Source organism: Idiomarina sp. (assembly GCF_048265525.1).
In the GTDB taxonomy this organism is placed as follows: domain Bacteria; phylum Pseudomonadota; class Gammaproteobacteria; order Enterobacterales; family Alteromonadaceae; genus Idiomarina.
On sequence record NZ_JBLXBI010000001.1, the window covers coordinates 484,894 to 506,606 of the forward strand.

General features: G+C 46.8%; 21 protein-coding genes. 14 read left to right on the forward strand and 7 right to left on the reverse strand.

The window, feature by feature from the left end; all coding sequences use genetic code 11:
- Positions 1 to 6 precede the first annotated feature (6 nt).
- From ACN0TF_RS02355 to pspF, 6 genes are read right to left on the reverse strand one after another with little or no spacing between them, the layout of a single operon-like run.
- Positions 7 to 819, reverse strand: a complete 813-nt coding sequence (locus tag ACN0TF_RS02355; RefSeq protein ID WP_011233989.1) for an ATP-binding cassette domain-containing protein — start codon at positions 817 to 819, stop codon at positions 7 to 9.
- Positions 816 to 1,808: an oligopeptide/dipeptide ABC transporter ATP-binding protein gene (locus tag ACN0TF_RS02360; protein ID WP_011233988.1), complete on the reverse strand. Its 993-nt coding sequence runs from the start codon at positions 1,806 to 1,808 to the stop codon at positions 816 to 818. The genes ACN0TF_RS02355 and ACN0TF_RS02360 overlap by 4 nt, the downstream gene beginning before the upstream one ends.
- The gene (locus ACN0TF_RS02365; RefSeq protein ID WP_417440606.1) at positions 1,808 to 2,701 is read right to left on the reverse strand and encodes an ABC transporter permease subunit; all 894 of its coding nucleotides are present in this window, start codon (positions 2,699 to 2,701) and stop codon (positions 1,808 to 1,810) included. The genes ACN0TF_RS02360 and ACN0TF_RS02365 overlap by 1 nt, the downstream gene beginning before the upstream one ends.
- Complete coding sequence (locus tag ACN0TF_RS02370; RefSeq protein WP_417440607.1) at positions 2,688 to 3,716, reverse strand: ABC transporter permease subunit; 1,029 nt, start codon at positions 3,714 to 3,716, stop codon at positions 2,688 to 2,690. Before ACN0TF_RS02370 ends, ACN0TF_RS02365 begins: the two co-directional genes overlap by 14 nt.
- On the reverse strand, positions 3,713 to 5,338 hold the full coding sequence (locus tag ACN0TF_RS02375) for an ABC transporter substrate-binding protein (protein ID WP_417440608.1): 1,626 nt from the start codon (positions 5,336 to 5,338) through the stop codon (positions 3,713 to 3,715). Before ACN0TF_RS02375 ends, ACN0TF_RS02370 begins: the two co-directional genes overlap by 4 nt.
- A complete protein-coding gene (gene pspF, locus ACN0TF_RS02380) occupies positions 5,331 to 6,407 on the reverse strand; it encodes a phage shock protein operon transcriptional activator (RefSeq protein WP_417440609.1) in 1,077 nt (358 codons plus the stop codon). The genes ACN0TF_RS02375 and pspF overlap by 8 nt, the downstream gene beginning before the upstream one ends.
- A 190-nt stretch (positions 6,408 to 6,597) precedes the next feature.
- On the opposite strand from pspF, the gene pspA reads away from it, so the two are divergent.
- The 14 genes from pspA to ACN0TF_RS02450 all read left to right on the forward strand — a co-directional run bounded on the left by pspA (position 6,598) and on the right by ACN0TF_RS02450 (position 21,092).
- Entirely contained in the window at positions 6,598 to 7,272 is a 675-nt protein-coding gene (gene pspA, locus ACN0TF_RS02385) for a phage shock protein PspA (protein WP_034820665.1), read from the forward strand.
- Positions 7,273 to 7,287: 15 nt separating this feature from the next.
- Complete coding sequence (gene pspB, locus ACN0TF_RS02390; RefSeq protein WP_011233982.1) at positions 7,288 to 7,530, forward strand: envelope stress response membrane protein PspB; 243 nt, start codon at positions 7,288 to 7,290, stop codon at positions 7,528 to 7,530.
- Positions 7,527 to 7,910, forward strand: coding sequence for an envelope stress response membrane protein PspC (gene pspC, locus ACN0TF_RS02395; RefSeq protein WP_034820668.1), 384 nt, complete (start codon positions 7,527 to 7,529; stop codon positions 7,908 to 7,910). The genes pspB and pspC overlap by 4 nt, the downstream gene beginning before the upstream one ends.
- A complete protein-coding gene (locus tag ACN0TF_RS02400) occupies positions 7,907 to 9,280 on the forward strand; it encodes a YcjX family protein (protein WP_417440610.1) in 1,374 nt (457 codons plus the stop codon). Before pspC ends, ACN0TF_RS02400 begins: the two co-directional genes overlap by 4 nt.
- On the forward strand, positions 9,277 to 10,266 hold the full coding sequence (locus ACN0TF_RS02405) for a YcjF family protein (RefSeq protein WP_417440611.1): 990 nt from the start codon (positions 9,277 to 9,279) through the stop codon (positions 10,264 to 10,266). Before ACN0TF_RS02400 ends, ACN0TF_RS02405 begins: the two co-directional genes overlap by 4 nt.
- 107 nt (positions 10,267 to 10,373) lie before the next feature.
- Positions 10,374 to 11,600, forward strand: a complete 1,227-nt coding sequence (locus ACN0TF_RS02410) for a trans-sulfuration enzyme family protein (protein WP_417440612.1) — start codon at positions 10,374 to 10,376, stop codon at positions 11,598 to 11,600.
- A gap of 69 nt (positions 11,601 to 11,669) precedes the next feature.
- A complete protein-coding gene (gene phhA / locus ACN0TF_RS02415) occupies positions 11,670 to 12,464 on the forward strand; it encodes a phenylalanine 4-monooxygenase (protein ID WP_417440613.1) in 795 nt (264 codons plus the stop codon).
- Between the two features lie 19 nt (positions 12,465 to 12,483).
- On the forward strand, positions 12,484 to 12,825 hold the full coding sequence (locus ACN0TF_RS02420; protein WP_034820683.1) for a 4a-hydroxytetrahydrobiopterin dehydratase: 342 nt from the start codon (positions 12,484 to 12,486) through the stop codon (positions 12,823 to 12,825).
- A gap of 115 nt (positions 12,826 to 12,940) precedes the next feature.
- Positions 12,941 to 14,521, forward strand: a complete 1,581-nt coding sequence (tyrR, locus tag ACN0TF_RS02425) for a transcriptional regulator TyrR (RefSeq protein WP_417440614.1) — start codon at positions 12,941 to 12,943, stop codon at positions 14,519 to 14,521.
- Between the two features lie 190 nt (positions 14,522 to 14,711).
- On the forward strand, positions 14,712 to 15,785 hold the full coding sequence (gene hppD / locus ACN0TF_RS02430; protein WP_417440615.1) for a 4-hydroxyphenylpyruvate dioxygenase: 1,074 nt from the start codon (positions 14,712 to 14,714) through the stop codon (positions 15,783 to 15,785).
- On the forward strand, positions 15,778 to 16,908 hold the full coding sequence (locus ACN0TF_RS02435) for a homogentisate 1,2-dioxygenase (RefSeq protein WP_199493750.1): 1,131 nt from the start codon (positions 15,778 to 15,780) through the stop codon (positions 16,906 to 16,908). Before hppD ends, ACN0TF_RS02435 begins: the two co-directional genes overlap by 8 nt.
- A gap of 6 nt (positions 16,909 to 16,914) precedes the next feature.
- Complete coding sequence (locus ACN0TF_RS02440) at positions 16,915 to 17,940, forward strand: fumarylacetoacetate hydrolase family protein (protein WP_417440616.1); 1,026 nt, start codon at positions 16,915 to 16,917, stop codon at positions 17,938 to 17,940.
- Positions 17,940 to 18,578, forward strand: a complete 639-nt coding sequence (gene maiA, locus ACN0TF_RS02445; protein ID WP_417441105.1) for a maleylacetoacetate isomerase — start codon at positions 17,940 to 17,942, stop codon at positions 18,576 to 18,578. The genes ACN0TF_RS02440 and maiA overlap by 1 nt, the downstream gene beginning before the upstream one ends.
- Positions 18,579 to 18,608: 30 nt before the next feature.
- The gene (locus ACN0TF_RS02450) at positions 18,609 to 21,092 is read left to right on the forward strand and encodes a prolyl oligopeptidase family serine peptidase (protein WP_417440617.1); all 2,484 of its coding nucleotides are present in this window, start codon (positions 18,609 to 18,611) and stop codon (positions 21,090 to 21,092) included.
- Positions 21,093 to 21,100: 8 nt separating this feature from the next.
- On the opposite strand, the gene rrtA is transcribed toward ACN0TF_RS02450, so the two are convergent.
- Positions 21,101 to 21,694, reverse strand: coding sequence for a rhombosortase (gene rrtA / locus ACN0TF_RS02455; protein ID WP_417440618.1), 594 nt, complete (start codon positions 21,692 to 21,694; stop codon positions 21,101 to 21,103).
- Positions 21,695 to 21,713: the final 19 nt, after the last annotated feature.

The window sequence follows — 21,713 nt, forward strand, 5'->3', positions numbered from 1 at the left end:
TAGTTTTTAGTCAGCGATCTTAGCGCTTCTGTCGCTGTTATATTGAATGTTTTGTTTTAAATGTTCGTGCAGCAACTGTTGAACGTAAGTTTGCTGCGTGTCCTCTAGTACTATGTCTGTTTTATCAAACGCGATCATTTTACCACGATATAAAATTAAGATCTTATCCGCAATGTGTTTCACGATTTGCGGCGAATGTGTCACTAAAATGTAAGAAATACCCATATCTTTCTGAAGATCGAGCATAAGATTAATGATTTGAGCTCTAATTGATGGGTCAAGTGCAACCAGGGCTTCGTCGGCGACAACAATCTGCGGTTCCAGAATAATGGCACGCGCAATACAGACCCTTTGTTTTTGCCCACTGGACAGCATATGAGGATAAAACTCCCAGTGCTCCCGTAGCATACCAACGCGTTGCAAGGTTAAATTTACCCGCTCCTGGCGCTCGGCGGCTGTTAACTGAGTATTAAATAACAAAGGCTCTTCCAGCTGTTTACCTATGTTGAGGTGCGCATTCAGGGAATTTTCGCTGTCCTGAAATATCATACGAATATTGTTACATAGCTGCGGATAGTTATTGCTATGGAGCTTTTGACCATTCAGTAGAATTTCGCCACTGGTCGCGGTATCTACACCACCAATAATTTGTGCCAGGGTCGACTTTCCCGATCCGGTCTCGCCCATTACAGCCAATATTTCTCCGGCTTCAAGGGTGAAAGACAAAGGTTCTATCGCTACCGACTTAGGAGTCCATGGCCAGCCTTTTCGGGAGCGGTAGGTTTTGCCTAGGTTTCGGACTTCCAGTAAGTGGCTCATGAGCTGCTGTCCAGTAGCGGGAAATGGCAATGATACACGCGTTGTCGGTCGTGAGTCGCCCGCGGTGCTTTAACGCAAGTTTTTTGAGCGTATGGGCACCGGGGCCCCAGACGACACCCAATTGGCATATGCCGCAATGTTGGTATAGAACCAGGCAAGGTCGGTAAACGCGCCTTGTGAGGCAACTCTTGCTGCGTTTGTAACGACATGCGGAGCATCGAATCGGTGTAAGGGTGCGCCGGCTCTGACAAAATGTCCTGAGCAGGGCCAGTCTCCATTAGCTGCCCACAGTAAAGCAAGGTTAAGCGCTTGGTCTCAGGCAAAATTGAGCCGACATCTTGAGAAATCAGTACCACGGACATTTTTTGGCTAACCGCCAGTCGTGCCAGCAAACGATGGATCTGTAAACGGGTTGAAGGTTCCATCGCGGTGGTGGGTTCGTCGGCAATAAGGAGTCTGGGACGGTGAGCAATGGCTATAGCAATACTCACTTTTTGCGCTATGCCCTGAGACAATTCAAAAGGGTAGCTTTCCATTATAGATTCGTGGTCGCGAATACCCACTCGGTGAAGCAGCCTTTTAACCCGGGTTTTACGATCAACCCGGCGACGCATGAATGTGCCTCGAACATCCCCTTGTGGAATAGCTTCCACAATTTGTTGCTCTACTGTGCTGTTAGGATCGAGGTACGCATTAGGGTCCTGAAAAATCATAGCCATATCGCGGCCGGTAATTTGCCGGCGCTGCTTCGGCGTCATTGCCAGTAAATCCTGTCCGTTCCACCAAAGTCTGTCGGCGGTAACCTGCCAGTTGGGGTTGATAAAACCCATAATGGCTTTTGCCAGCAAACTTTTCCCCGACCCGGATTCGCCCACAATACTGTGAATTTCTCCCTCGGTAAGCTGCAGATTGACTTTATCAAGTACCCGGACGATGCCGTGCGCTGTCTGCATCTCTACTGTCAGGTTGCGTATATCGAGTAACTGCATTAGCTGTTAACCCTTTCTTTTAATGCACGGCGCAGGCTGTCTCCGACAATGTTAATGGCCATAATAGTAATAAACAAGGTTACGCCCGGTAGCACCATTGACCAGGGTGATAAGTACACCTCGTCCAGGCTGCGCGCCAGCATACTGCCCCATTCGGGAGTTGGTGCCTGAATACCCAGCCCAAGAAAGCTAAGAGCCGCAATATCCATGATAGCAACGGAAAGCGATACCGTAAGCTGCATGACCAATGTGGGGGTCACGTTAGGTAATATCACTCGGTAAAGCAAGTAGGCTTTGGAGCAACCATTGAGTCTTGAGGCGGTAACGTAGTCCTTATGCCATTCTTCATGCACCGCATTGCGGGTAACGAAAATAAACTGTGGAATTAATGAAAGCGTTATAGCAAAAGCTACATTATTAAAGCCGGTACCGAGAATCGCAATAATGATAAGCGCCATCAAGAAGGAAGGAATGGACAGCAAAGTATCAAAAAGCCGCGATAAGCTTTGGTATTTTATGGTTCGGTCAATACCGGCAAGAGCCCCTATGCTCATGCCAATTAGTGAGGATACTGAAACCATAAGTATCGGTAGTCCCAGACTGTATAGTCCACCAATTAATAGTCGCGATAACATATCCCGACCTAAATCGTCGGTGCCAAATAAATAATTCATATTGCCGCTTTCAACCCATGAAGGGGGAAGTGCAATGGCATCAGAGAACTGGGCTGACGTATTAAAGGGTGCGAGCAAGGGGGACAGCAACACGACCAATATCATTGCCAGCAGAACATACAAGGCTGCCATAGAGAGAAACCTTGAGCGGAAGCTCTTCCAGACTAGCTTGAGTGGCGACGGGGTTTCATCGTGATGGTAAAGATTAACGTGTGGCATATTGTTCGTGCCTCACTATTGGGAATCGCCAGCCATGATATAGCTCGACCAGTAAGTTAAAGAACAAAATAACGAAAGCAAACATTAAAACAGCGGCCTGAATAATAGGGTAGTCACGTTCAAAAATACTGCGGATAAGCCAATTGCCCATTCCCGGCCAGTTAAAAATGGATTCAACCACAATGCTGTTGGTTAACAGTAAACTGAAAATTAGGGTGGTCTGTTGCAGTACCGATTGCACGGCATTAGGAATAGCGTGTTTTACCAGTACTCTAAATTCACTTAACCCGCGGGCACGAGCCGCTTTTACGAAAGGTTTTTGCAACATTTCCTGGGTTGCATTTCGCATTAAGCGCAGTAACAGCATCATTGGCATGATAGCCAGTATGATCACCGGCAGAACAATATGATTTAAAGCGTCCTGAAGCGCCGCGGCTTTATATTCCGAGCTACTTAAAAATACATCTATGAGAATTGAACCGGTTTGTGGTTCGACGCCATATAAAGGGTTTATCTGGCCGGTAATAGGGAACCAACCGAGTTTTATCGCAAACAGTAGTATCAGTAACTGCGCTAACCAGAAAACCGGGATAGAGTAACCAACCATAGCCAGACTTATTACCGTCTGATCGGAGCGCTGACGAAAGCGGGAGGCAGCAAATACACCTAATGGTAAACCAAAAATAATGGCAACCAGTAAGGCCAGAAGAATGAGCTCCATTGAGGCCATAAAGTGTTGAATACCATCGGCAAATACCGGTGTACCATTACTCAGTGATAACCCCCAGTCGCCGGCAAATAAGTGCTGCAGGTAACGCATGTATTGAATGGCCAGGTTCTGGTCACCGCCACGCAGTTCAACCATGAGTGGATAACTACTCTGGAACGACCGAATGCCGCTCATATTGGTTATTGGATCGCCCGGAAACAAGTAATTGAGGCTAAAACTAAACACCGTTAGTAAAAACACAGCAATAATAAAAACGCTTAAACGGCCTATAAGATAGCGGGTCATTGTGATTCTTCCTCCGCAGTATCTTTAGTGGCCAGGCGAAAGTTAATACCTCCGTATGGAGGAAGTTCCACGCCGCTGATATTTTTCTGCTGTGCCTGAAAGCGTTTTGAGTGGGCAATAGGCAATAAAGGTTGTTGCTGGTTCAGTAAGTGCTGAGCTGACTGATACAGAGCTTTACGTTCTTCCGGAACCGTGGTTGCAATGGCGCTGTAAAGCAACTGGTCAAAACCCGGGTGGCACCAGTTAGCCCGGTTGCCACCGGTAGCTACGGCAGCACAGCTCAACAGTGGTCTGAAGAAGTTATCAGGGTCAGCATTGTCGGCATACCAACCAATGAGCACGGTATCGTGTTCGCCACGAGAAAGGCGTCGGCGAAAGGTGTTCCATTCATAAGAAACAATGCGTGCTGAGACACCAATTTGAGCTAAGTCTGACTGCATCAGTTCCGCCATTCTGCGGGCGTTAGGGTTGTAGACGCGCTGTACCGGCATGGCCCAGATGTTAATATTCAAATTTGAATGACCGGCTTCTTCCAATAAACGTTTGGCTTTTTCCGGGTCATACTGATACTGAATTCCACGGTCATCATAAGCCCAGGATGTTGGCGGTAGTATTGATTGTGCGAGCTCAGCATTACCGTAATATATGGTCTGAATAATTGCTTCGCGGTTAATGGCGTGGCTCAGAGCCTGACGAACCCTAGGGTCATCAAAAGGTTCTTTCTCAGTATTAAACGCCCAGAAAGAGACGTTTGGACTCACCTCATCGGTGACAATCAACTGCTCTCTGTTGAGTGCTTGTAATTCACTTACCAGCGGGTAAGGAATAATGTCGCATTCGCCGGTAACCAGCTTAAGCATACGTTTGTTTGCGTTAGGGGTAATAGAATACACCAGATGCTCAATTCCGGGGCCTTCCCGCCAATACCCCGGATGTCGGGAGTAACGTATTAACACGTCTTTGCGATAACTCTCGAAACGATAGGGGCCGGTTCCTATGGGTAAAGCATCAATTTGCCCGGGCCGTTCTTCAGTCAAAAGTTGTTGGGCGTATTCAGCGGATAAAATAATGGCGAAGTCTGTGGCAAGGTTCGCTAAAAACGAGCTGTCGGCATTATTCAGCACAATATCGACTGTCATTTTGTCAATTTTGACAACTTTATTTATTAGTTGATCCAGCCCTGTGGCTCTGAAAAAGGGATAGCTCCCTCCAACATGGTGATAAAGACTGGTTTCATCCAGCCACCGGTTAAAACTGAATTGAACGTCTTCAGCGGTTAATTCCCTGCTGGGCTGAAAGTAATTGGTTGTATGAAACTTTACGCCTTCGCGCAAATGAAACCGATAACGAGTGCCGTTATCCAAAGTTTCCCAGCGCTTCGCAAGAGCAGGTACAAATTTTTGTTGCTCAGCATCGTAATCAATTAGCCGGTCGTAGAGTTGAGCCGCAGTTGCATCAACGGTGGTGCCTGAGGTAACAAGTTGAGGATTAAACGAAGCGGGGTTGCCTTCTGAACAGTAAATAATACCGTTGGCCAGAGGAGCAGGCTCTGGCTCCTCAGACTGACAGCCTGAGAGAAACGCTGCTGCAATAACAGCCACATTCGCGTACGCTTTAATCATTAGCTGCAGAAGCCCCTTCCAATAACTGATACTTTTTTAAGTAACCTCGTAACTGATGATAAGTCAGTCCAAGAAAATTAGCTGTTTTCTTTTGGTTAAACTGACATAAACGTAAGGCTTGCGACAAGACATCAATTTCATACTCTTGCGACTTTTGTTTAAAGTCTATTGGTTGATCGGCGTTGAGTTTTGGCATATCAATTACTTCATTACTTTCAGCATTGCTTTGTTCATTAGCTGGCGGCTCTTGTGCTACAGCTTTTTCTGTAACCGGAGTTTTTGGCCTGAACGGACTGTTAAACGGGTCAATGATAATGTCGTGAATAGGGACATGACCATTTCCCAGTCGATATAAGCTGCGCTCTACCGTGTTTTTAAGCTCGCGTACGTTACCGGGCCAATGATATTCAAGCAAGGTTTTACGCGCTTTCTCGGAAAAACCACTGAATAACTCCAGTTCCATTTCCCTTGCCATAGAAATGGCAAAGTGTTCAGCAAGTAGCATAATGTCGTCGCGGCGTTCGCGTAGGGGCGGCAGGGTAATAACATCAAACGCCAATCGATCCAGCAGGTCTGAACGAAATTTGCCTTTGGCAGCAAGCGACGGGAGGTCTTCATTAGTCGCGGCAATGAGGCGAGTATCAACTTTAACCGAATGGCGGCCGCCCACTCGCTCAAATTCTCCGTACTCAATAACCCGCAGCAGCTTTTCCTGAACCCGTAAGGACGTATTGGCTAATTCATCAAGAAATAACGAACCACTGTCAGCGCGTTCAAAACGACCTTCGTGTTTTTTAGCGGCCCCGGTGAAAGCACCAGCCTCATGCCCGAAGAGTTCACTGTCGAGTAAGTTTTCGTTCAGCGCGGCACAGTTGAGGGTAATGTACTGTTGTTGCCAGCGTCGGGACAGGTAATGACAACGTGCCGCAATAAGCTCTTTACCGGTGCCACGTTCACCAATAATTAATACGGGCTTATCGAGAGGAGCAATCTGCGACACTTGTTCCAGCACATCGGAAAAGCTGTTGGATTGTCCGATGAGGTTGTCGGGTTTTCGCTCAGGGCGCATGTCGAATGCCTTATATTATAGTTATTTTTGCTAATTATTAGTTTATTTTACGAACTGCCGCAAGGGTGAAATTTACACAAGTTCTAAAAAATATCTATAAAACAAATTGTTATGGCTAAAATAAAAGTTGGCCTGATACTTGAATAATAAATCATCGAGTTGTTTATTAAACCAGTATGAGGTCATTATTATGGGTATTTTTTCACGTTTTAGCGATATCGTGAACTCCAATATCAACTCTTTATTGGATAAAGCCGAAGATCCGCAAAAAATGGTACGCCTGATTATTCAGGAAATGGAAGATACGTTAGTTGAGGTACGCTCTACGTCAGCGCGCCTGTTAGCTGAAAAGAAAGACATTCAGCGTCAGCAGCAACGGATGGAAAACGAAGTTCAGGACTGGGAGAAAAAAGCTGAGCTGGCGTTAACCAAAGAGCGTGACGATTTAGCGCGTCAGGCATTAATTGAAAAGCAAAAAGCACAGCAGGGCGTTGACTCGTTGCAGCAGGAAATGGACCGAGTTAACGAAAACCTGGACAAGCTAAACGACGAAATTGGTCAACTTCAGGAAAAATTGGCCGATGCGAAGTCTCGCCAAAAAGCGATTCTGATGCGCCAGAAGGCAGCCAGCAGCCGCTTGCAGGTTAAGCAACAGGTTGATAGTGGCAAAGTCGATGACGCGATGCAGCGGTTTGACCGTTACGAAGCTAAAATCGATGATTTAGAAGCCCAGGTTGAATCTTATGATATGGGTAAACGGACATTGCGTGACGAATTTGCAGAGCTGGAAAACGAGAGTAAAGTGAATGACGAGCTGGAAGCATTGCGTGCTCGTATGAGCTCAAAAACCAAACAAGACTCTTAAAACAGGCTTAAAAAAATGGATATTGAAGCAATACTAGGGATGTTGATGGCGCCGATTATTTTGTTTGTCATTATAGTCGCGCCAATCTGGATCATCCTTCATTACCGCAGTAAACGACAAATGAATCAGGGATTGAACGAGGAAGAAAGGGAATCTTTAGCGTTACTGGCGAATCAGGCAAAACGCATCCGTGAGCGTGTACAGACACTGGAACGTATTCTGGATGCTGACGCTCCGGGCTGGAGGGACAGACAATGAGCGAGCGAAGACCGAAACGAGAACTGCGTCGTGACTCCGAACGAGGAAAAATTGCTGGTGTCTGTGCCGGTATTGCAGACTACCTGAACCTGGAACCCTGGTTAATACGAGTGGCCTTTGTTACTGGAGTGATTTTTACTAATGGCTCTTTCTTTGTACTTTATATTGCCGGTTGGTTAATTCTGGATAAAAAGCTACCGAATACCGAGCGCCATAATGTTGATGTAAAGACTAAGGTCTGGCAGGGCGGAGAACCGCCACGTGAAGCTTTTCGCGATATAAAGCGAGAGTTTGATGAACTGGAGCAACAGTTGCAATCAATGGAAAAGTACGTAACCTCGAATCACTATAATCTTCAACGAGAATTTAATCGTCTGTGAGCCGTTTTCAAAAGCTACAACACCAAACCCGCGACGTTATTCATCGCGGGTTTGATCGTCATATACGTCTGGCTGTAACGGGCTTAAGTGGAGCGGGAAAAACCGCGTTAATCACCGGTTTACTTGAGCAGCTATTATATGCAAACGAAACGCAGCAATTGCCTTATTTTAAAGTGAAGCAACAGCAGCGTCTTAATGGCTGTCGTTTACACACCAGCAGTAATTGGCAAGTCTCGCGTTTTGACTACGAAGGGGCTATAGACTGTTTAACCGGAGATGTGCCCCGGTGGCCGCAGTCGACACGCGATGTGAGTGAAATACGTGTCGAAATAAAATATAAGCCGCATCGAGGGTTAGCCGGGCGAGTGCTCGATACCCGTCGCTTAACACTGGATTTAATTGATTATCCGGGCGAATGGCTGCTGGATTTGCCGTTACTAAAACTGAGCTATGACGAGTGGAGTCAGCAACAGCAGCGCTTACTGAAAGCTGAGCTACGACATAAGCTGGCAGAGAGCTGGTTGACTAAGGTGCAGACGACAGCAAACGCCGCGTCAGAGGATAAAGCTGAGCAGCAATTACGTGAACTGGCATCGGGTTATCGCTCTTTTTTACGCCAGTGTCGGGAGCAAAAATTACTATTGTTGCAGCCCGGAAGAATGGTGTTGCCCGGAGAGCTGGAGGGAGCCCCTGCGCTGGAGTTTTTCCCCTGGCCGTTGTCACAACCAGTACCCGCTGCCTGGGCGAAACGCTTGCGGGAGAAATACCGTTACTATCAACAGCATGTTGTGACTCCGTTTTATCAAAAATACTTTAAGCACTTTAACCGGCAGGTTGTGTTAGTTGATGTTCTGCAGGCGTTGCAGAATGGTGAGCATCATTTTGCTGAATTACAGTTGGCAATAAATGAACTGATGAAGAGCTTTTCATATGGCAATAACAGTTTGCTTAAGCGGTTGATGTCGCCGGTTATTGATAAAGTCGCGCTGGTTGCGACAAAAGCCGACAGTATTGCCCCGCAAGACCATAAAAAACTGACGGATTTACTGCGTGTTATGACGCAGAAGCAGCGTCAGGAACTGCAGTTTGATCAAATACCGCACCGGGTATTTAGTGTTGCCGGTATTGCTACCAGTCAAATTAAGAAATTAAATAACGGCACGACAGTTCTGGACGGTATTAATGAGAACCGTGAGTTTGTCCGGGTTGGTGCACCAGAGGTACCAGATGCCATACCAACGGCTGCGGACTGGCAACAAGGCTATATTTATCCGCAGTTTTATCCCGGCTTTACCGCGCAGAATTCACCTCTGCCGCATATCCGGCTGGATCAGCTACTTGAATACGTTCTGGGAGATAAACTCAAATGAGTGATCCGCGCAAATTAACTTACTATTCGGTGGATGAACCAGCGGTTGATGTTTCTGATATCGATAATATTCCTGAGCAATCCGGACACGAACCAGGTTCCGGCCAAGCAACTGCGGGCGCAAAGGCTGGTCGCTGGGGTAAGTGGTTGGCACTGGGGCTAGTTGTTGCTTTAACCGCCGCCGTTATTGAATCGGTATTGATGGTTATTGAGCGTTTTCAACAAAACATATTTTTAGGCAGTTTATGGGCGGTTGGTTTTGGTGTTATCGCGCTGGCGTTACTGAGCTTTATGGTGCGCGAAGTTTGGTTGCTGCAAAAGTTGAAACGGCGCTGGAAAAAACAGTCTGAAGATCCCAAACCGGAGCAACAGTTGCAGCTTTTGCAACATCCGGATTTAGAACACCGCTGGCAGCAAATTAAACAACCGTATTGGTCCGCTGATGAAGAACGTGAACGTTTTGAAGTGGATGTCTTAAGTCGTATAGACCAGCAGGCTACCCGTATTATCAGTCGCTGGTCGGCAGAAGCTGCTGCTATGGTGGCAGTGAGCCCTTTCGCTTTACTGGATATGCTCATCGTTATGTGGCGTAACCAGCGTATGATATCGCGTATTGCTGAGCTGTACGGTGTAAAACTGGGTTACTGGGCCAGAATTCGCTTATGGCGTCAGGTGTTCGCCAATATTGTTTATGCCGGGCTTAGCGAAGTCGCGGTAGATTTAGGCGCTCAGTGGGTTAGCGCTGAACTATTAACGCGTTTATCAACCCGGGCCGGACAAGGTTTAGGAGCCGGTTTGCTCACCGCCAGATTGGGCTACCAAGTGATTGAATTATGCCGACCTACGCCGTTCGAAAAGGTCAAAAAGCCAGGCTATTTAAAACTGCAAAAAGACTTACTAAGCCAGCTAAAGAGCGTGTTACCTTTTGTTTATAAATCGCGTCAGGAAAAGGCTACAGCAACATCTGAGCAGGAAGTGGAAAACTAGCGTTACAGTTTTTTAGAGGTTTGACACAGCGCAAAGATTGCCAACTAAGGTCAGCTCGTTGCACTCTGTTGCTCGTTAACAAATTTCTGACAAACGAGCCAAAACGCATGTCTTCTGATTTAAAAACACATAATAATAAATGGCAGCCAGCGACTCAGGTAATTCATGCCGGAGCCGCGCATGACGACCCTCATGGGGCGTTAACCGCGCCACTTTATCAGACATCGACTTTTCGGTTTTCTTCTGCCGAGCAGGGCACTCGTCGTTTTGCTGGCGAGGAAGAAGGTTATATTTACAGCCGTTTAGGTAACCCGACAACAGCAGAGCTAGAGCGCCGGATGGCGTCGCTTGAAGGTTATGAATCTGCTGCTGCGGCAGCGACCGGAATGGGTGCTATTGCCGCGGCTACTATGGCTTTTGTGCGCAGCGGTGATCATATTGTGGTATCAGATGCCATTTACGGTTGCAGTTTTGCATTGTTCAGTGAGTTGTTTGAGCGCTTCGGCGTCGAAGCCGACTTTATTGATTTAAACAACGAAGGCCTGTTGAAAGAAACCCTGCGTGAGAATACCCGCTTAGTTTTTCTGGAAACCCCGGCTAACCCGCACCTGAAAGTGGTTGATATCGAAAAAGTTCATGCGGTAATTGCTGACTCAGATATTCGTCTGGTGGTGGATAATACCTTTATGACGCCACTGATGCAGCAGCCCAAACGACATGGTGCCGATATTGTTGTGCACAGTGCAACTAAGTTCCTCAATGGTCATGGTGACGTGGTCGCCGGCATTATTTGTGGCAGTGACGACGATATTAACACCATTAAAAGTACAACCTTAAAGGATATGGGCGCCACCATCAGTCCACATGACGCCTGGCTTATACTGCGTGGTCTGAAAACCCTGGATGTGCGCATGCAGCGCCACTGTGAAAACGCCGATGCGGTTTACGATTTTCTGGCCGCGCGGCAGGATATAAAAAAGATTTACTACCCCGGAGCTCCTGACCACGAGGCACAAGCTTTAATGGGTAAACAGATGAGCCGTAACGGGGCGGTTATTGCTTTTGAACTGGAAGGCGATGAAGCGAAAGCACGTTACTTTCTGAATCAATTGCGGATGATAGCTCTGGCAGTGAGTCTGGGCGATGCTGAAACTCTCATTCAGCACCCTGCGTCAATGACGCATTCCCCGTATACGCCGGAGGCTCGTCTTAAGGCGGGGATTTCGGATACATTGATCCGAATTGCGGTAGGCTTAGAAGCAGCAGACGATATTATTGCGGATCTTGAACAGGCGCTGGAGGCCTGCCGTGTGCAGTGGCAGAAGTCCGCGTAATTCTGCGAAAGATGAACTAATAATAACAAAAACGATCAAACATTAATGAGGAAGCAACAAGGCTGAATTATGGGTAAACAAAGTCAATACGTATCAAGGCAACCGGATGAAAACGGTATTATTCACTGGAGTGATGAGGAAAACGGGATTTGGAAAGATCTCGTTGAGCGTCAGTTAGAATGCATACCGGGTAAAGCTTGCGATGAGTATATGAAGGGACTGGAATTACTCGACTTGCCGAAGGATCGCTTACCACAAATGCATGAAGTTAACGAAGTACTGGAACGTGAAACCGGCTGGCAGGTCGCTCAGGTTCCTGCGTTAATTCCATTTGATGAGTTTTTCCGCTTACTGGCAAACAAGCAGTTTCCGGTAGCTACCTTTATTCGTACGCGGGAAGAGTTTGATTACTTGCAGGAACCTGATATTTTTCACGAAATATTCGGACACTGCCCGCTATTAACCAACCCGGCGTTTGCGCACTTTACTCACCAATACGGTAAATTGGGTTATGCAGCTACACCTAAAGAACGGGTCTATCTGGCTCGCCTGTACTGGTTTACCGTAGAGTTCGGGTTATTGAAGACCGAAGAGGGTATCCGAATTTATGGTGGCGGTATTTTATCGTCTCCGGCTGAAACGGAATACGCCGTCAACAGCGATACGCCAGAGCGCAAGCCACTGAAAGCGTTAGATGCACTACGTACACCGTACCGAATTGATATTATTCAACCTATCTACTACACCATAGAGAGTGTGGACGAGCTGTTTAAGATATCCGATATGGATATCATGTCGCTGGTTCATGAAGCTATGGAGCTAGGGTTGTTTGAACCAAAATTTCCACCCAAAGATGCAGCTTAAGGCAAAGGAGTATTAAAGAATGTCAAACTTGGAAAATGCACGTTGTGAAGCGTGTCATGCAGACGCACCACAAGTCAGCGATGAAGAACTGAAAGAGCTGATGCGTGAGATACCTGACTGGACGCCGGTGACAAACGACAACGTTATGATGTTGCAGCGCGAATTTAAGTTTAAAAACTTTAAGCAGGCGCTGGCTTTTACTAACCGTGTAGGCGACCTTGCTGAGGAAGAAAAACATCACCCTGAGCTGGTCACTGAATGGGGTAAAGTAACTGTTACCTGGTGGACTCACGCCATTAACGGTTTGCATAAAAATGATTTTATTATGGCGGCAAAAACCGACAGTGTACTTGACGCTTAAGCAGCTTTGTCGATGAACTGCATGGAACCCCGGTCTATTGGCCGGGGTTTTTGTTTTGTCCGCGGGAACAATAGTGTATTATTTGCTTTACATTTAGTTCAATGCAGTAGGGTTTATGCGACTTGAGATAACTTGTGATGACCGTCTGGGTATCTGTCAGGATGTTCTGCAAATTTTGCGAGATCACGAAATCGATTTACGTGGCATTGAAGTCGATCCTAAAGGAAAAATCTTCCTCAATTTTCCAGAATTGGCCTTCGATGATTTTCGGCATTTGATGCCTCAGATTCGTCGCATTCCCAATATTATTGACGTAAAAACCATTCCTTACATGCCGTTTGAACGAGAGCATTATGAATTTAGTTTGCTGTTAAGTACCTTGCCGGATCCGGTTCTCTCTATTGATAGCAAAGGCCATATCGACATTATTAATGATGCTGGTTTGCGTTTGTTAGCGGGTCAGGAAGACAGCCTGAAAGGTGAGCCGCTGATGCATTATGTGCATGGCATCTCGTTGCAGCGCTGGCTGGATAAAAAGCCCCGTGACCCCATTTACGAGGCCGTGACCATAGGCAATTCGGAGTATTACGCTCAATTACTACCTATCTGGGTTAACGACGAAGAAGGCAGTACGGCGTTTGCTGGTGCGGTAATGACTTGTAAGTCAGAGCCCGTAACCGCAACCTGGCAGAGTCAGACTAACGAGAAGGCCTTTGAACGTCTGTTGACCGATAACAGCACTATGAAGCGCGTGATTAAAGATGCTCAGCGTATGGCAGAGCTTGACGCGCCGCTGTTAATTGAAGGTGAAACGGGGGTCGGTAAAGAGCTGTTGGCAAAAGCCTGTCATCTAGCCAGCCAGCGTCAGGACAAACCCTTTTTAGCCATAAATTGTGCGGCACTACCAGACAATGTTGCTGAGAGCGAACTGTTTGGTCATGGCGAAGGCAGCATAAGCAGCCAAAGCACTCGTAAAACCGGGGTTCTGGAACAATCTGCCGGGGGCACAGTATTACTGGACTCTGTCAGTGAAATGTCCATTGGCCTGCAGGCGAAATTACTGCGCTTTTTAGAAGACGGAGTGTTTCGCCGTATAGGTGAAGAGCAGGAAGTTAGCGTAGACGTACGGGTTATTTGCACAGCGCAGGGGAATCTCTATGAACTTGTTGAAAACGGCGAATTTCGCGAAGACTTATATTATCGGCTTAACGTCCTGGCACTGAATGTCCCGCCGCTGCGTGAACGCAAAAGCGATATTTTGTTGTTGGCAGAGCATTTTGTTACTCAGGCTTGTAAGAAGCTCGGGCGCAGTCAGGTAAGTTTAAGCCGGGCCGCAAAAGAGCGACTCAAGCGTTATCAATGGCCGGGTAATGTGCGCCAGTTGGAAAACACCATGTTCCGCTCGGTTTCAATGATAGAAGGTTATACACTGGAGCCCGCCGATATCCGTTTGCCTGAGTTAAATCAGGAAGATGACCAACTAGCACTGGATATCGACGATATGAGTCTGGACGATGCGGTACGCCGTTTTGAAAGCCACGTATTACGCCGTTTATATCCTAGCTTCCCCAGTACACGTCAATTGGCAAAACGCTTAGGGCTTTCCCATACTGCAGTGGCTAATAAATTACGCGATTATGGCATTGGTAAGCAACGCAGTGGTCGTGCCCGTAAAGCAGAACAGACAAAAAAGTAGTCTTGTAACAAAAGCTTTACAAGTTAAACAGGCTGTACCTTGATCCAGAGCAAGTGTTCAGCCTGTACATTAAACTTTACGTTTTAACGTTAACTTCAGCAATTTGCTATCTTCTCCTCTTATTCGCCTTTTCCCCACAACTACCGCTACAGTCATGGTGTTAACAACCGAATAATAAGAGGAAGTAACCATGACAGATAAAATGATTAATCCGTTAAATACAGACGGTTTTGAGTTCGTTGAGTATACCGCTCCGGATCAGAAAGGCATTGATGCTTTAAAAGACTTGTTCGATAAACTGGGTTTCACTGAAGTTGCTAAGCACAACAGCAAGCAGGCCTGGTTGTACAAACAGAACGACATTAATTTCATTATTAACGCTGAACCGGGTGGGCAGGCTGAAGAGTTTGCGAAAGACCATGGTCCAAGTGTTTGTGGTATGGCATGGCGTGTCGAAGATTCGGCTCATGCACTGAAGCACTCACTTGAAAATGGTGCCAAAGCTTTTCCTGCTGATAAAGGCGTTGTTGAAGGTGTTCCAGCAGTGTTTGGTATTGGCGAAAGTGCGTTGTATTTTGTCGACAACTACGAAAACCATGAAATTTATAAGCAGCATTTCGACTTCTATGAAAACTGGGAAGCGAAAATGAGCGGGCACGCCGCTGGTCTGTTTGAAATAGACCATCTGACGCACAACGTATTCCGCGGCAACATGGATACCTGGGCTGGCTTCTATGAGCGCATTGGTAATTTCCGTGAAATTCGTTACTTTGACATTGAAGGCAAACTAACAGGCCTGTTAAGCCGCGCGATGACAGCGCCTTGCGGTAAGATCCGTATCCCAATTAACGAATCTCACGATGATAAATCGCAAATTGAAGAGTACTTAAAAGAATACAAAGGTGAAGGCATTCAGCACATTGCTTTAACCAGCGACAATATCTATAAAACCGTAAAAGATCTGCGCTCCATTGGTATGGACTTCATGGATACACCTGAAACCTACTATGAGAAGGTCAATGACCGCGTTGAAGGCCATGAAGAAGATTTGGAAGCGTTACGCGAACAACGCATCTTAATCGACGGAGCACCAACAAAAGACGGCATTTTGCTGCAAATATTCACACAGACCGTTATCGGCCCGGTGTTCTTCGAAATTATTCAGCGTAAAGGTAACGAAGGTTTCGGTGAAGGTAACTTCAAAGCCTTGTTTGAAAGCATTGAAGAAGACCAGATTCGCCGGGGAGTGCTAAGCGATGCGTAAATGGATTAGCTTTCCGAAGCAGGTGGGAAAGTCATCACGACAAGCTCACGCTGACTTTCCGGAGCAAGCCATTTATGAACGTGAAGCTGGCCGTAGTGGCTTTTTTGGCCCGGCCACGCATTTTCACCATCAGCATGCTCCGACCGGTTGGTCGGAGTGGCGTGGGCCTCTGCGTCCACGGGCTTTCGATTTTAACAAATTAGAAGCCATAGCTCCGGAAAACCCCTGGTTAACGCCTGACTTATTGCACAATAGTAACTGCCGTTTTCGCTTGTGGCATTGCCACAGCAAAATGGACTATTTAGTGCGTAATGCCGACGGCGATGATTTGCTCTTTGTTCATGAAGGCAGTGGTCATCTGCATTGTGATTACGGGCATATTCACCTGGTGAAAGGGGACTACTTTTTAATTCCCCGCTCTACTAACTGGCGTCTTGAGCCTGATGAGACCATGCAGTTGTTGATGATTGAGGCAACTAATGGGTCTTATAGCCTGCCGGAGAAAGGTCTGGTAGGTAATCATGCTATTTTTGATCCGGCAGTTCTGGATACGCCGGATATCGATGAGGCGTTTCAGGCGCAATACAGCGAAGAACAGTGGCAGGTGTATGTAAAACGTCATCAGCAGGTGTCGGTTATTACTTACCCTTATAATCCGCTGGATGCGATAGGCTGGCACGGTGAACTCGCTCCGGTTCGTTTGAACTGGCGTGATATCCGGCCGCTAATGAGTCATCGTTATCATTTGCCGCCGTCGGCACACACCACTTTTGTTGCTGATCGTTTTGTCGTTTGTACCTTCGTTCCGCGTCCTATTGAATCAGATCCGGGCGCGTTAAAAGTGCCTTTCTATCACAATAATGACGATTACGACGAAGTGCTGTTCTATCATGAAGGTGACTTTTTCAGCCGTGATAATATCGACCGCGGTATGGTAACCTTCCATCCGGCAGGCTTTACTCATGGCCCACACCCGAAAGCATTTAAAGCCGGGCGTGAGCACAAAAAGAAATTCACAGACGAAGTTGCGGTTATGCTTGATACCCGCGATGCCTTGCAAGCAAGCGACGAGGCACTAGCGGTTGAAAACCCGGACTACGTTTACAGTTGGCAGGAGAAATAACAACTTATGAAACTCGCCACATACAGAAATGGTACTCGTGACGGCCAGTTAATGGTCGTCAGTAGGAATTTAAATGCAGCAGTAGCTGTTCCTGCTATTGCGTCTTGCATGCAAGAGTTGCTCGATAACTGGGACGGCATTGCACCTAAGCTCGAAAAAATCTATCAGCAGCTTAACGACAGCGACGTGGATGGCAGCGTCCAGTTCGATGAAGCTTTATGTGAGTCACCTCTACCCCGTGCGTATCAGTGGGCCGATGGCAGTGCCTATGTAAACCACGTTGAATTAGTTCGTCGCGCACGTGGTGCCGAGATGCCACCGAGCTTCTGGGAAGATCCTTTAATGTACCAGGGCGGTTCTGATGATTTCTTAGCGCCTTACGACGATATTGAAATGGGCAGCACTGAATGGGGCATCGACTTTGAAGGTGAAATTGCCATTGTTACCGACGATGTGCCAATGGGTGTTGATGCTAAAAACGCGGGGCAACACATTAAGCTATTGATGCTGGTGAATGACGTTTCATTGCGCGGGCTTATTCCGGGCGAACTGGGCAAAGGTTTTGGCTTTTTCCAGAGTAAACCATCCTCAGCTTTCTCGCCGGTAGCGGTAACACCAGACGAACTGGGCGATGCCTGGAAAGCCAATAAGGTCCATTTACCTTTATTGTCAGAGTATAACGGTAAAGCCTTTGGTAAACCTAATGCCGGTGAAGACATGACCTTTGACTTTGGCCAATTGGTTGCTCATGCAGCGAAGACTCGTCACTTAGGGGCTGGTGCTATTATTGGCTCGGGTACAGTTTCCAATAAGCAAGGAACTGACCACGGAACCTCTATTGAAGAAGGTGGTGTTGGCTACAGCTGTATTGCCGAAGTGCGTATGATCGAAACCATTCGTGATGGCAAGCCAGCGACGCAGTTTATGCAGTTTGGTGACACCATCAAAATGGAAATGAAAGATGATGGTGGTCAGTCAATATTCGGCACCATCAATCAAAAAGTTGTTCAATACGAAGGTCCTGAAAAGTGATGAAACTTTACGGCTACTGGCGCTCAAGCGCCAGTTACCGGGTTCGTATTGCGTTAAACCTGAAAGGGCTGGCGTACGAATACGAACCGGTGCATTTAGTGAAAGATGGTGGACAACAGCACAGTGAGGCTTATCGAAAGCTTAATCCTGCGCGGTTGGTTCCTACTTTTATAGATGGTGACGTTAGGTTAAATCAGTCCCTAGCCATTATTGAGTATCTGGAAGAGTGCTATCCGGACACTCCTATACTGCCTTCGGCTCCCGCGGATAAAGCAAAGGCAAGAGCATTGGCTTATGATTTAGCCTGTGAACTGCAGCCTGTTACCAATTTACGAGTGCTTCAGTACTTAACCGGTGAGCTTAATTGTAGCGACAAACAGCGCTCAGCCTGGATAGCTAACTGGGTAGAACGAAGTTTTACCGCATTTGAACAGCGGCTTACCGAGTATGCAGGTGATTATTGCTATGGTAATTCGGTAACATTGGCTGATATCTGTTTGATACCTCAGGTATACAATGCACAACGCTTTGATTTGGATTTAACGGCATATCCAACTTTAATGGCGGTGCATGAACGTTTGCAGGCGCTTGACGCAGTGCAACAGGCTAGGCCTGAAAATCAAGCGGATGCACAATAATCCAGGGATCCTAAAAAGGAAAATAATAATATGGTGAAGTCACGTCTGGTGATGGCCATTGGGGCGGCATTGTTTGTCGCCTCTTGCGCATCAACCTCTCCTCAGAATACGAATACTGCTGACACGCAGAAAAACACACCAACCTTACAAGCTAACTCTCTTGCCAGTGCGCAGGGGACAGCCGAGCTCACCATGGAACAAATTATGGCTGATCCGGACTGGATGGGACGTTTCCCGGAGCAGGCTTTCTGGAGTATGGATGGTGAGGACATTCTTTTTTATCAAAAGCGCGAAGGCAGCGACATTCGCGATTTGATGATGCTGGAAAATGGTGCCGGTGAACCACAGAAAGTGGCGATAGAAAACCTGCACCAGTACGTTGCCGATGAAAAAGTTCATGCAGCGGATGACAGCTTTTTGGCTTATACCTTTGAAGGCAACATTTTTGTTCGTTTTAATGATGGTAGCCTACGTCAATTAACCCGTGACGATGCCCGCCAGCACAACCTGCAGCCCATGACTAATGGTCAGTTAAGTTATCAGCAAGGTAATAACTTTTTTGTTATTGATGTGAACTCGGGGTTAAGCCGCCAGGTTGCTTCATTAGCTTTTAAAGAAAAGCCTAAGGCAAACGAAGAACCTAAAGATTACCTGGCTCGCGAAGAGCAAGAACTTCTTGAGTATGTGCAAAAAGAGCGTAAGGCATCGGAAGAACGTTTTGCTCAGCGTTCCGATTTACAAGCGCAAAACTCAACTCTGGCACCTGAGCCTTTCTACCTACCTGAAAATAAAGAGTTGGTATCGGCCAGTTTGTCACCAAAAGGTGACTTTTTACTGGTAGCTATTACTGAGCCGCAAAGCTGGCGTGATGAAGGCGATATTATGCCGAACTACATCAGCGAAGACGGGCGCGTAAAAAGTGAGAACGTGCGTCGCCGTGTCGCCGATGCCAAGCCGGTTAAACATCAGTTGGTTTTGCTGAATTTAACTAACGGTAGCCAGTCCACTTTAACTTATAACACTTTACCGGGCTGGAACGAAGATGTACTGGCAGAAGTGAAGCGCGAAAACCTTGAGGCAGAAGGCGAAAGCTATACCTCTGAAGAGAAGCCGCGTCCAATTACTCTGATGTCCGACTGGGGTTGGGATAACGGTGCTATTCAGTGGAATGCGCAGGGCACCGAAGTTGCAGTTATGTTGGAAGCCTGGGACAACAAAGACCGCTGGCTTGCTACGGTAGACACCTCCGGTAAAAAGTTGGTTTCTCAAGACCGTTTACACGATGAAGCCTGGATTAACTACACCCACAACGAATTTGGCTGGTTAAATGACAATGAATTGTGGTTTATGTCCGAAGCTGATGGTTATTCACAGTTGTATGCGACGAGCATTGATGGCAGTACGCGCCAGTTAACTAAAGGTAATTATGTTGTGGAGTCTGCCGACTTAAATCGTAGCGGAGACTATCTGTATTTTCAGGCGAACATTGAACACCCTGGTATCTACGAAGTGTACCGGGTGAAAACCGATGGTAGCGGCGAACCAGAAGCTTTGACTGACCTTGATGGTATGACCGCATTTGAGCTCAGCCCCGAAAGTGATGAGCTGTTGCTGACTCATTCAACACCGTTAATGCCACCTGAGCTTTATCATAAAGCAGTAAATTCCTCTGAAACGGCTAAGCGTCTGACGCATACGGTTTCGGAGAAGTTTTTGAGTATTGACTGGACAGCGCCGGAACTGGTCGGGGTTGAGTCTTCTCACGTTGATGAGCCTATTTATACCCGTATCTATAAGCCTGAAGGTTTTGATGAAAACAGAGCAGAAGAATACCCTGCGGTTGTGTTCATTCATGGTGCAGGCTATTTGCAGAATGCGCATATGGGTTGGTCAGGCTATTTCCGCGAGTTCATGTTCCACAGCTTACTGAATAAAAATGGCTATGTAGTGGCAGACCTCGACTACCGAGGTTCAAAAGGTTACGGACGCGACTGGCGTACCGCTATTTATCGTCAAATGGGAACACCGGAAGTTGAAGACCTGGTTGACGTTGCGGGTTATTTAGAAAGTGATTTGAACGTTGATGGCGACAAGTTAGGCACCTATGGTGGTTCTTATGGTGGCTTTTTGACTTTTATGGCCTTGTTTAAAGAGCCTGGTTTATTCGAGGCTGGCTCTGCTTTGCGTCCGGTGACTGACTGGGCTCATTATAACACCAGCTATACGTCAAACATTCTGAACTTGCCGCAGGACGATGCTATTGCGTATCGTCGTAGCTCTCCTATTTACTTTGCAGACGGATTAGAAGATGCGTTGCTTATCAATTCCCCAATGATTGATGACAATGTGTTCTTTCAGGACAGTGTTCGTCTTGTACAGCGTTTAATTGAGCTGAAGAAAGAAGACTGGGAAACGGCAATTTATCCGGTGGAACCGCACGGTTTCCGTCAGCCTGAAAGCTGGCTGAACGAATACCGCCGGATTTTTAAGTTGTTTGAAGAAAATCTGAAGTAAAGCGAACTTTACTTATCCAGGGGAACGGCGTCACTAATACGACGCCGTTCTAATTTATACAACAGTAATGAACTCAGTAAACCTGCAGTGTGAATGTAGCTGACATGCTCACCAACAAAGTGATCCGGCTGCCAGCCAAGTAACTCGGCAATGACCTTTGCCACAAGTGCAATCAGAATAAGCCACATCCATTTTTTACCCGAACGAATGTCTTTGATTAAGCAATAAGCAAGCAGTCCGTGTAAAACACCGGATAAACCGACAAAACTTAAATTAGCCGGAATAATCCAGAGCATTACTGAGGTTGCAACACCGCTTATCAGCAGAGCGTTTATTAGCCACCGAGTGCTCCAGTATTCACGCCAAATGAGCACAATGAGCGCGAGGCCAATGAAGTTAAACAACGCATGCCACCAGTCTAAATGAATAAAGTGGGCGCTAATCAGTGGCCAGCCTTCAGCCATAACTGTTTCTGAGTTAAAAGCGAGCAATGAGTGCCATTGAGGCATCAATTGTAAAAAAATGGATAAAATCAGAACAAGGATAAGTCCCGCCCAGTATTGATTAAACCTCTCCATTCGTTTCCCTTTTCGTTGCGTCATTGGTTTCTGGTTCGTATGA

What these genes read in the sequence shown, in the direction of transcription:
- ACN0TF_RS02355 (WP_011233989.1), bottom strand. Translation starts at nt 819, where the DNA reads ATGAGCCACTTACTGGAAGTCCGAAACCTAGGCAAAACCTACCGCTCC.
- ACN0TF_RS02360 (WP_011233988.1), bottom strand. Translation starts at nt 1,808, where the DNA reads ATGCAGTTACTCGATATACGCAACCTGACAGTAGAGATGCAGACAGCG.
- ACN0TF_RS02365 (WP_417440606.1), bottom strand. Translation starts at nt 2,701, where the DNA reads ATGCCACACGTTAATCTTTACCATCACGATGAAACCCCGTCGCCACTC.
- ACN0TF_RS02370 (WP_417440607.1), bottom strand. Translation starts at nt 3,716, where the DNA reads ATGACCCGCTATCTTATAGGCCGTTTAAGCGTTTTTATTATTGCTGTG.
- ACN0TF_RS02375 (WP_417440608.1), bottom strand. Translation starts at nt 5,338, where the DNA reads ATGATTAAAGCGTACGCGAATGTGGCTGTTATTGCAGCAGCGTTTCTC.
- pspF (WP_417440609.1), bottom strand. Translation starts at nt 6,407, where the DNA reads ATGCGCCCTGAGCGAAAACCCGACAACCTCATCGGACAATCCAACAGC.
- pspA (WP_034820665.1), top strand. Translation starts at nt 6,598, where the DNA reads ATGGGTATTTTTTCACGTTTTAGCGATATCGTGAACTCCAATATCAAC.
- pspB (WP_011233982.1), top strand. Translation starts at nt 7,288, where the DNA reads ATGGATATTGAAGCAATACTAGGGATGTTGATGGCGCCGATTATTTTG.
- pspC (WP_034820668.1), top strand. Translation starts at nt 7,527, where the DNA reads ATGAGCGAGCGAAGACCGAAACGAGAACTGCGTCGTGACTCCGAACGA.
- ACN0TF_RS02405 (WP_417440611.1), top strand. Translation starts at nt 9,277, where the DNA reads ATGAGTGATCCGCGCAAATTAACTTACTATTCGGTGGATGAACCAGCG.
- ACN0TF_RS02410 (WP_417440612.1), top strand. Translation starts at nt 10,374, where the DNA reads ATGTCTTCTGATTTAAAAACACATAATAATAAATGGCAGCCAGCGACT.
- phhA (WP_417440613.1), top strand. Translation starts at nt 11,670, where the DNA reads ATGGGTAAACAAAGTCAATACGTATCAAGGCAACCGGATGAAAACGGT.
- ACN0TF_RS02420 (WP_034820683.1), top strand. Translation starts at nt 12,484, where the DNA reads ATGTCAAACTTGGAAAATGCACGTTGTGAAGCGTGTCATGCAGACGCA.
- tyrR (WP_417440614.1), top strand. Translation starts at nt 12,941, where the DNA reads ATGCGACTTGAGATAACTTGTGATGACCGTCTGGGTATCTGTCAGGAT.
- hppD (WP_417440615.1), top strand. Translation starts at nt 14,712, where the DNA reads ATGACAGATAAAATGATTAATCCGTTAAATACAGACGGTTTTGAGTTC.
- ACN0TF_RS02435 (WP_199493750.1), top strand. Translation starts at nt 15,778, where the DNA reads ATGCGTAAATGGATTAGCTTTCCGAAGCAGGTGGGAAAGTCATCACGA.
- ACN0TF_RS02440 (WP_417440616.1), top strand. Translation starts at nt 16,915, where the DNA reads ATGAAACTCGCCACATACAGAAATGGTACTCGTGACGGCCAGTTAATG.
- maiA (WP_417441105.1), top strand. Translation starts at nt 17,940, where the DNA reads ATGAAACTTTACGGCTACTGGCGCTCAAGCGCCAGTTACCGGGTTCGT.
- ACN0TF_RS02450 (WP_417440617.1), top strand. Translation starts at nt 18,609, where the DNA reads ATGGTGAAGTCACGTCTGGTGATGGCCATTGGGGCGGCATTGTTTGTC.
- rrtA (WP_417440618.1), bottom strand. Translation starts at nt 21,694, where the DNA reads ATGACGCAACGAAAAGGGAAACGAATGGAGAGGTTTAATCAATACTGG.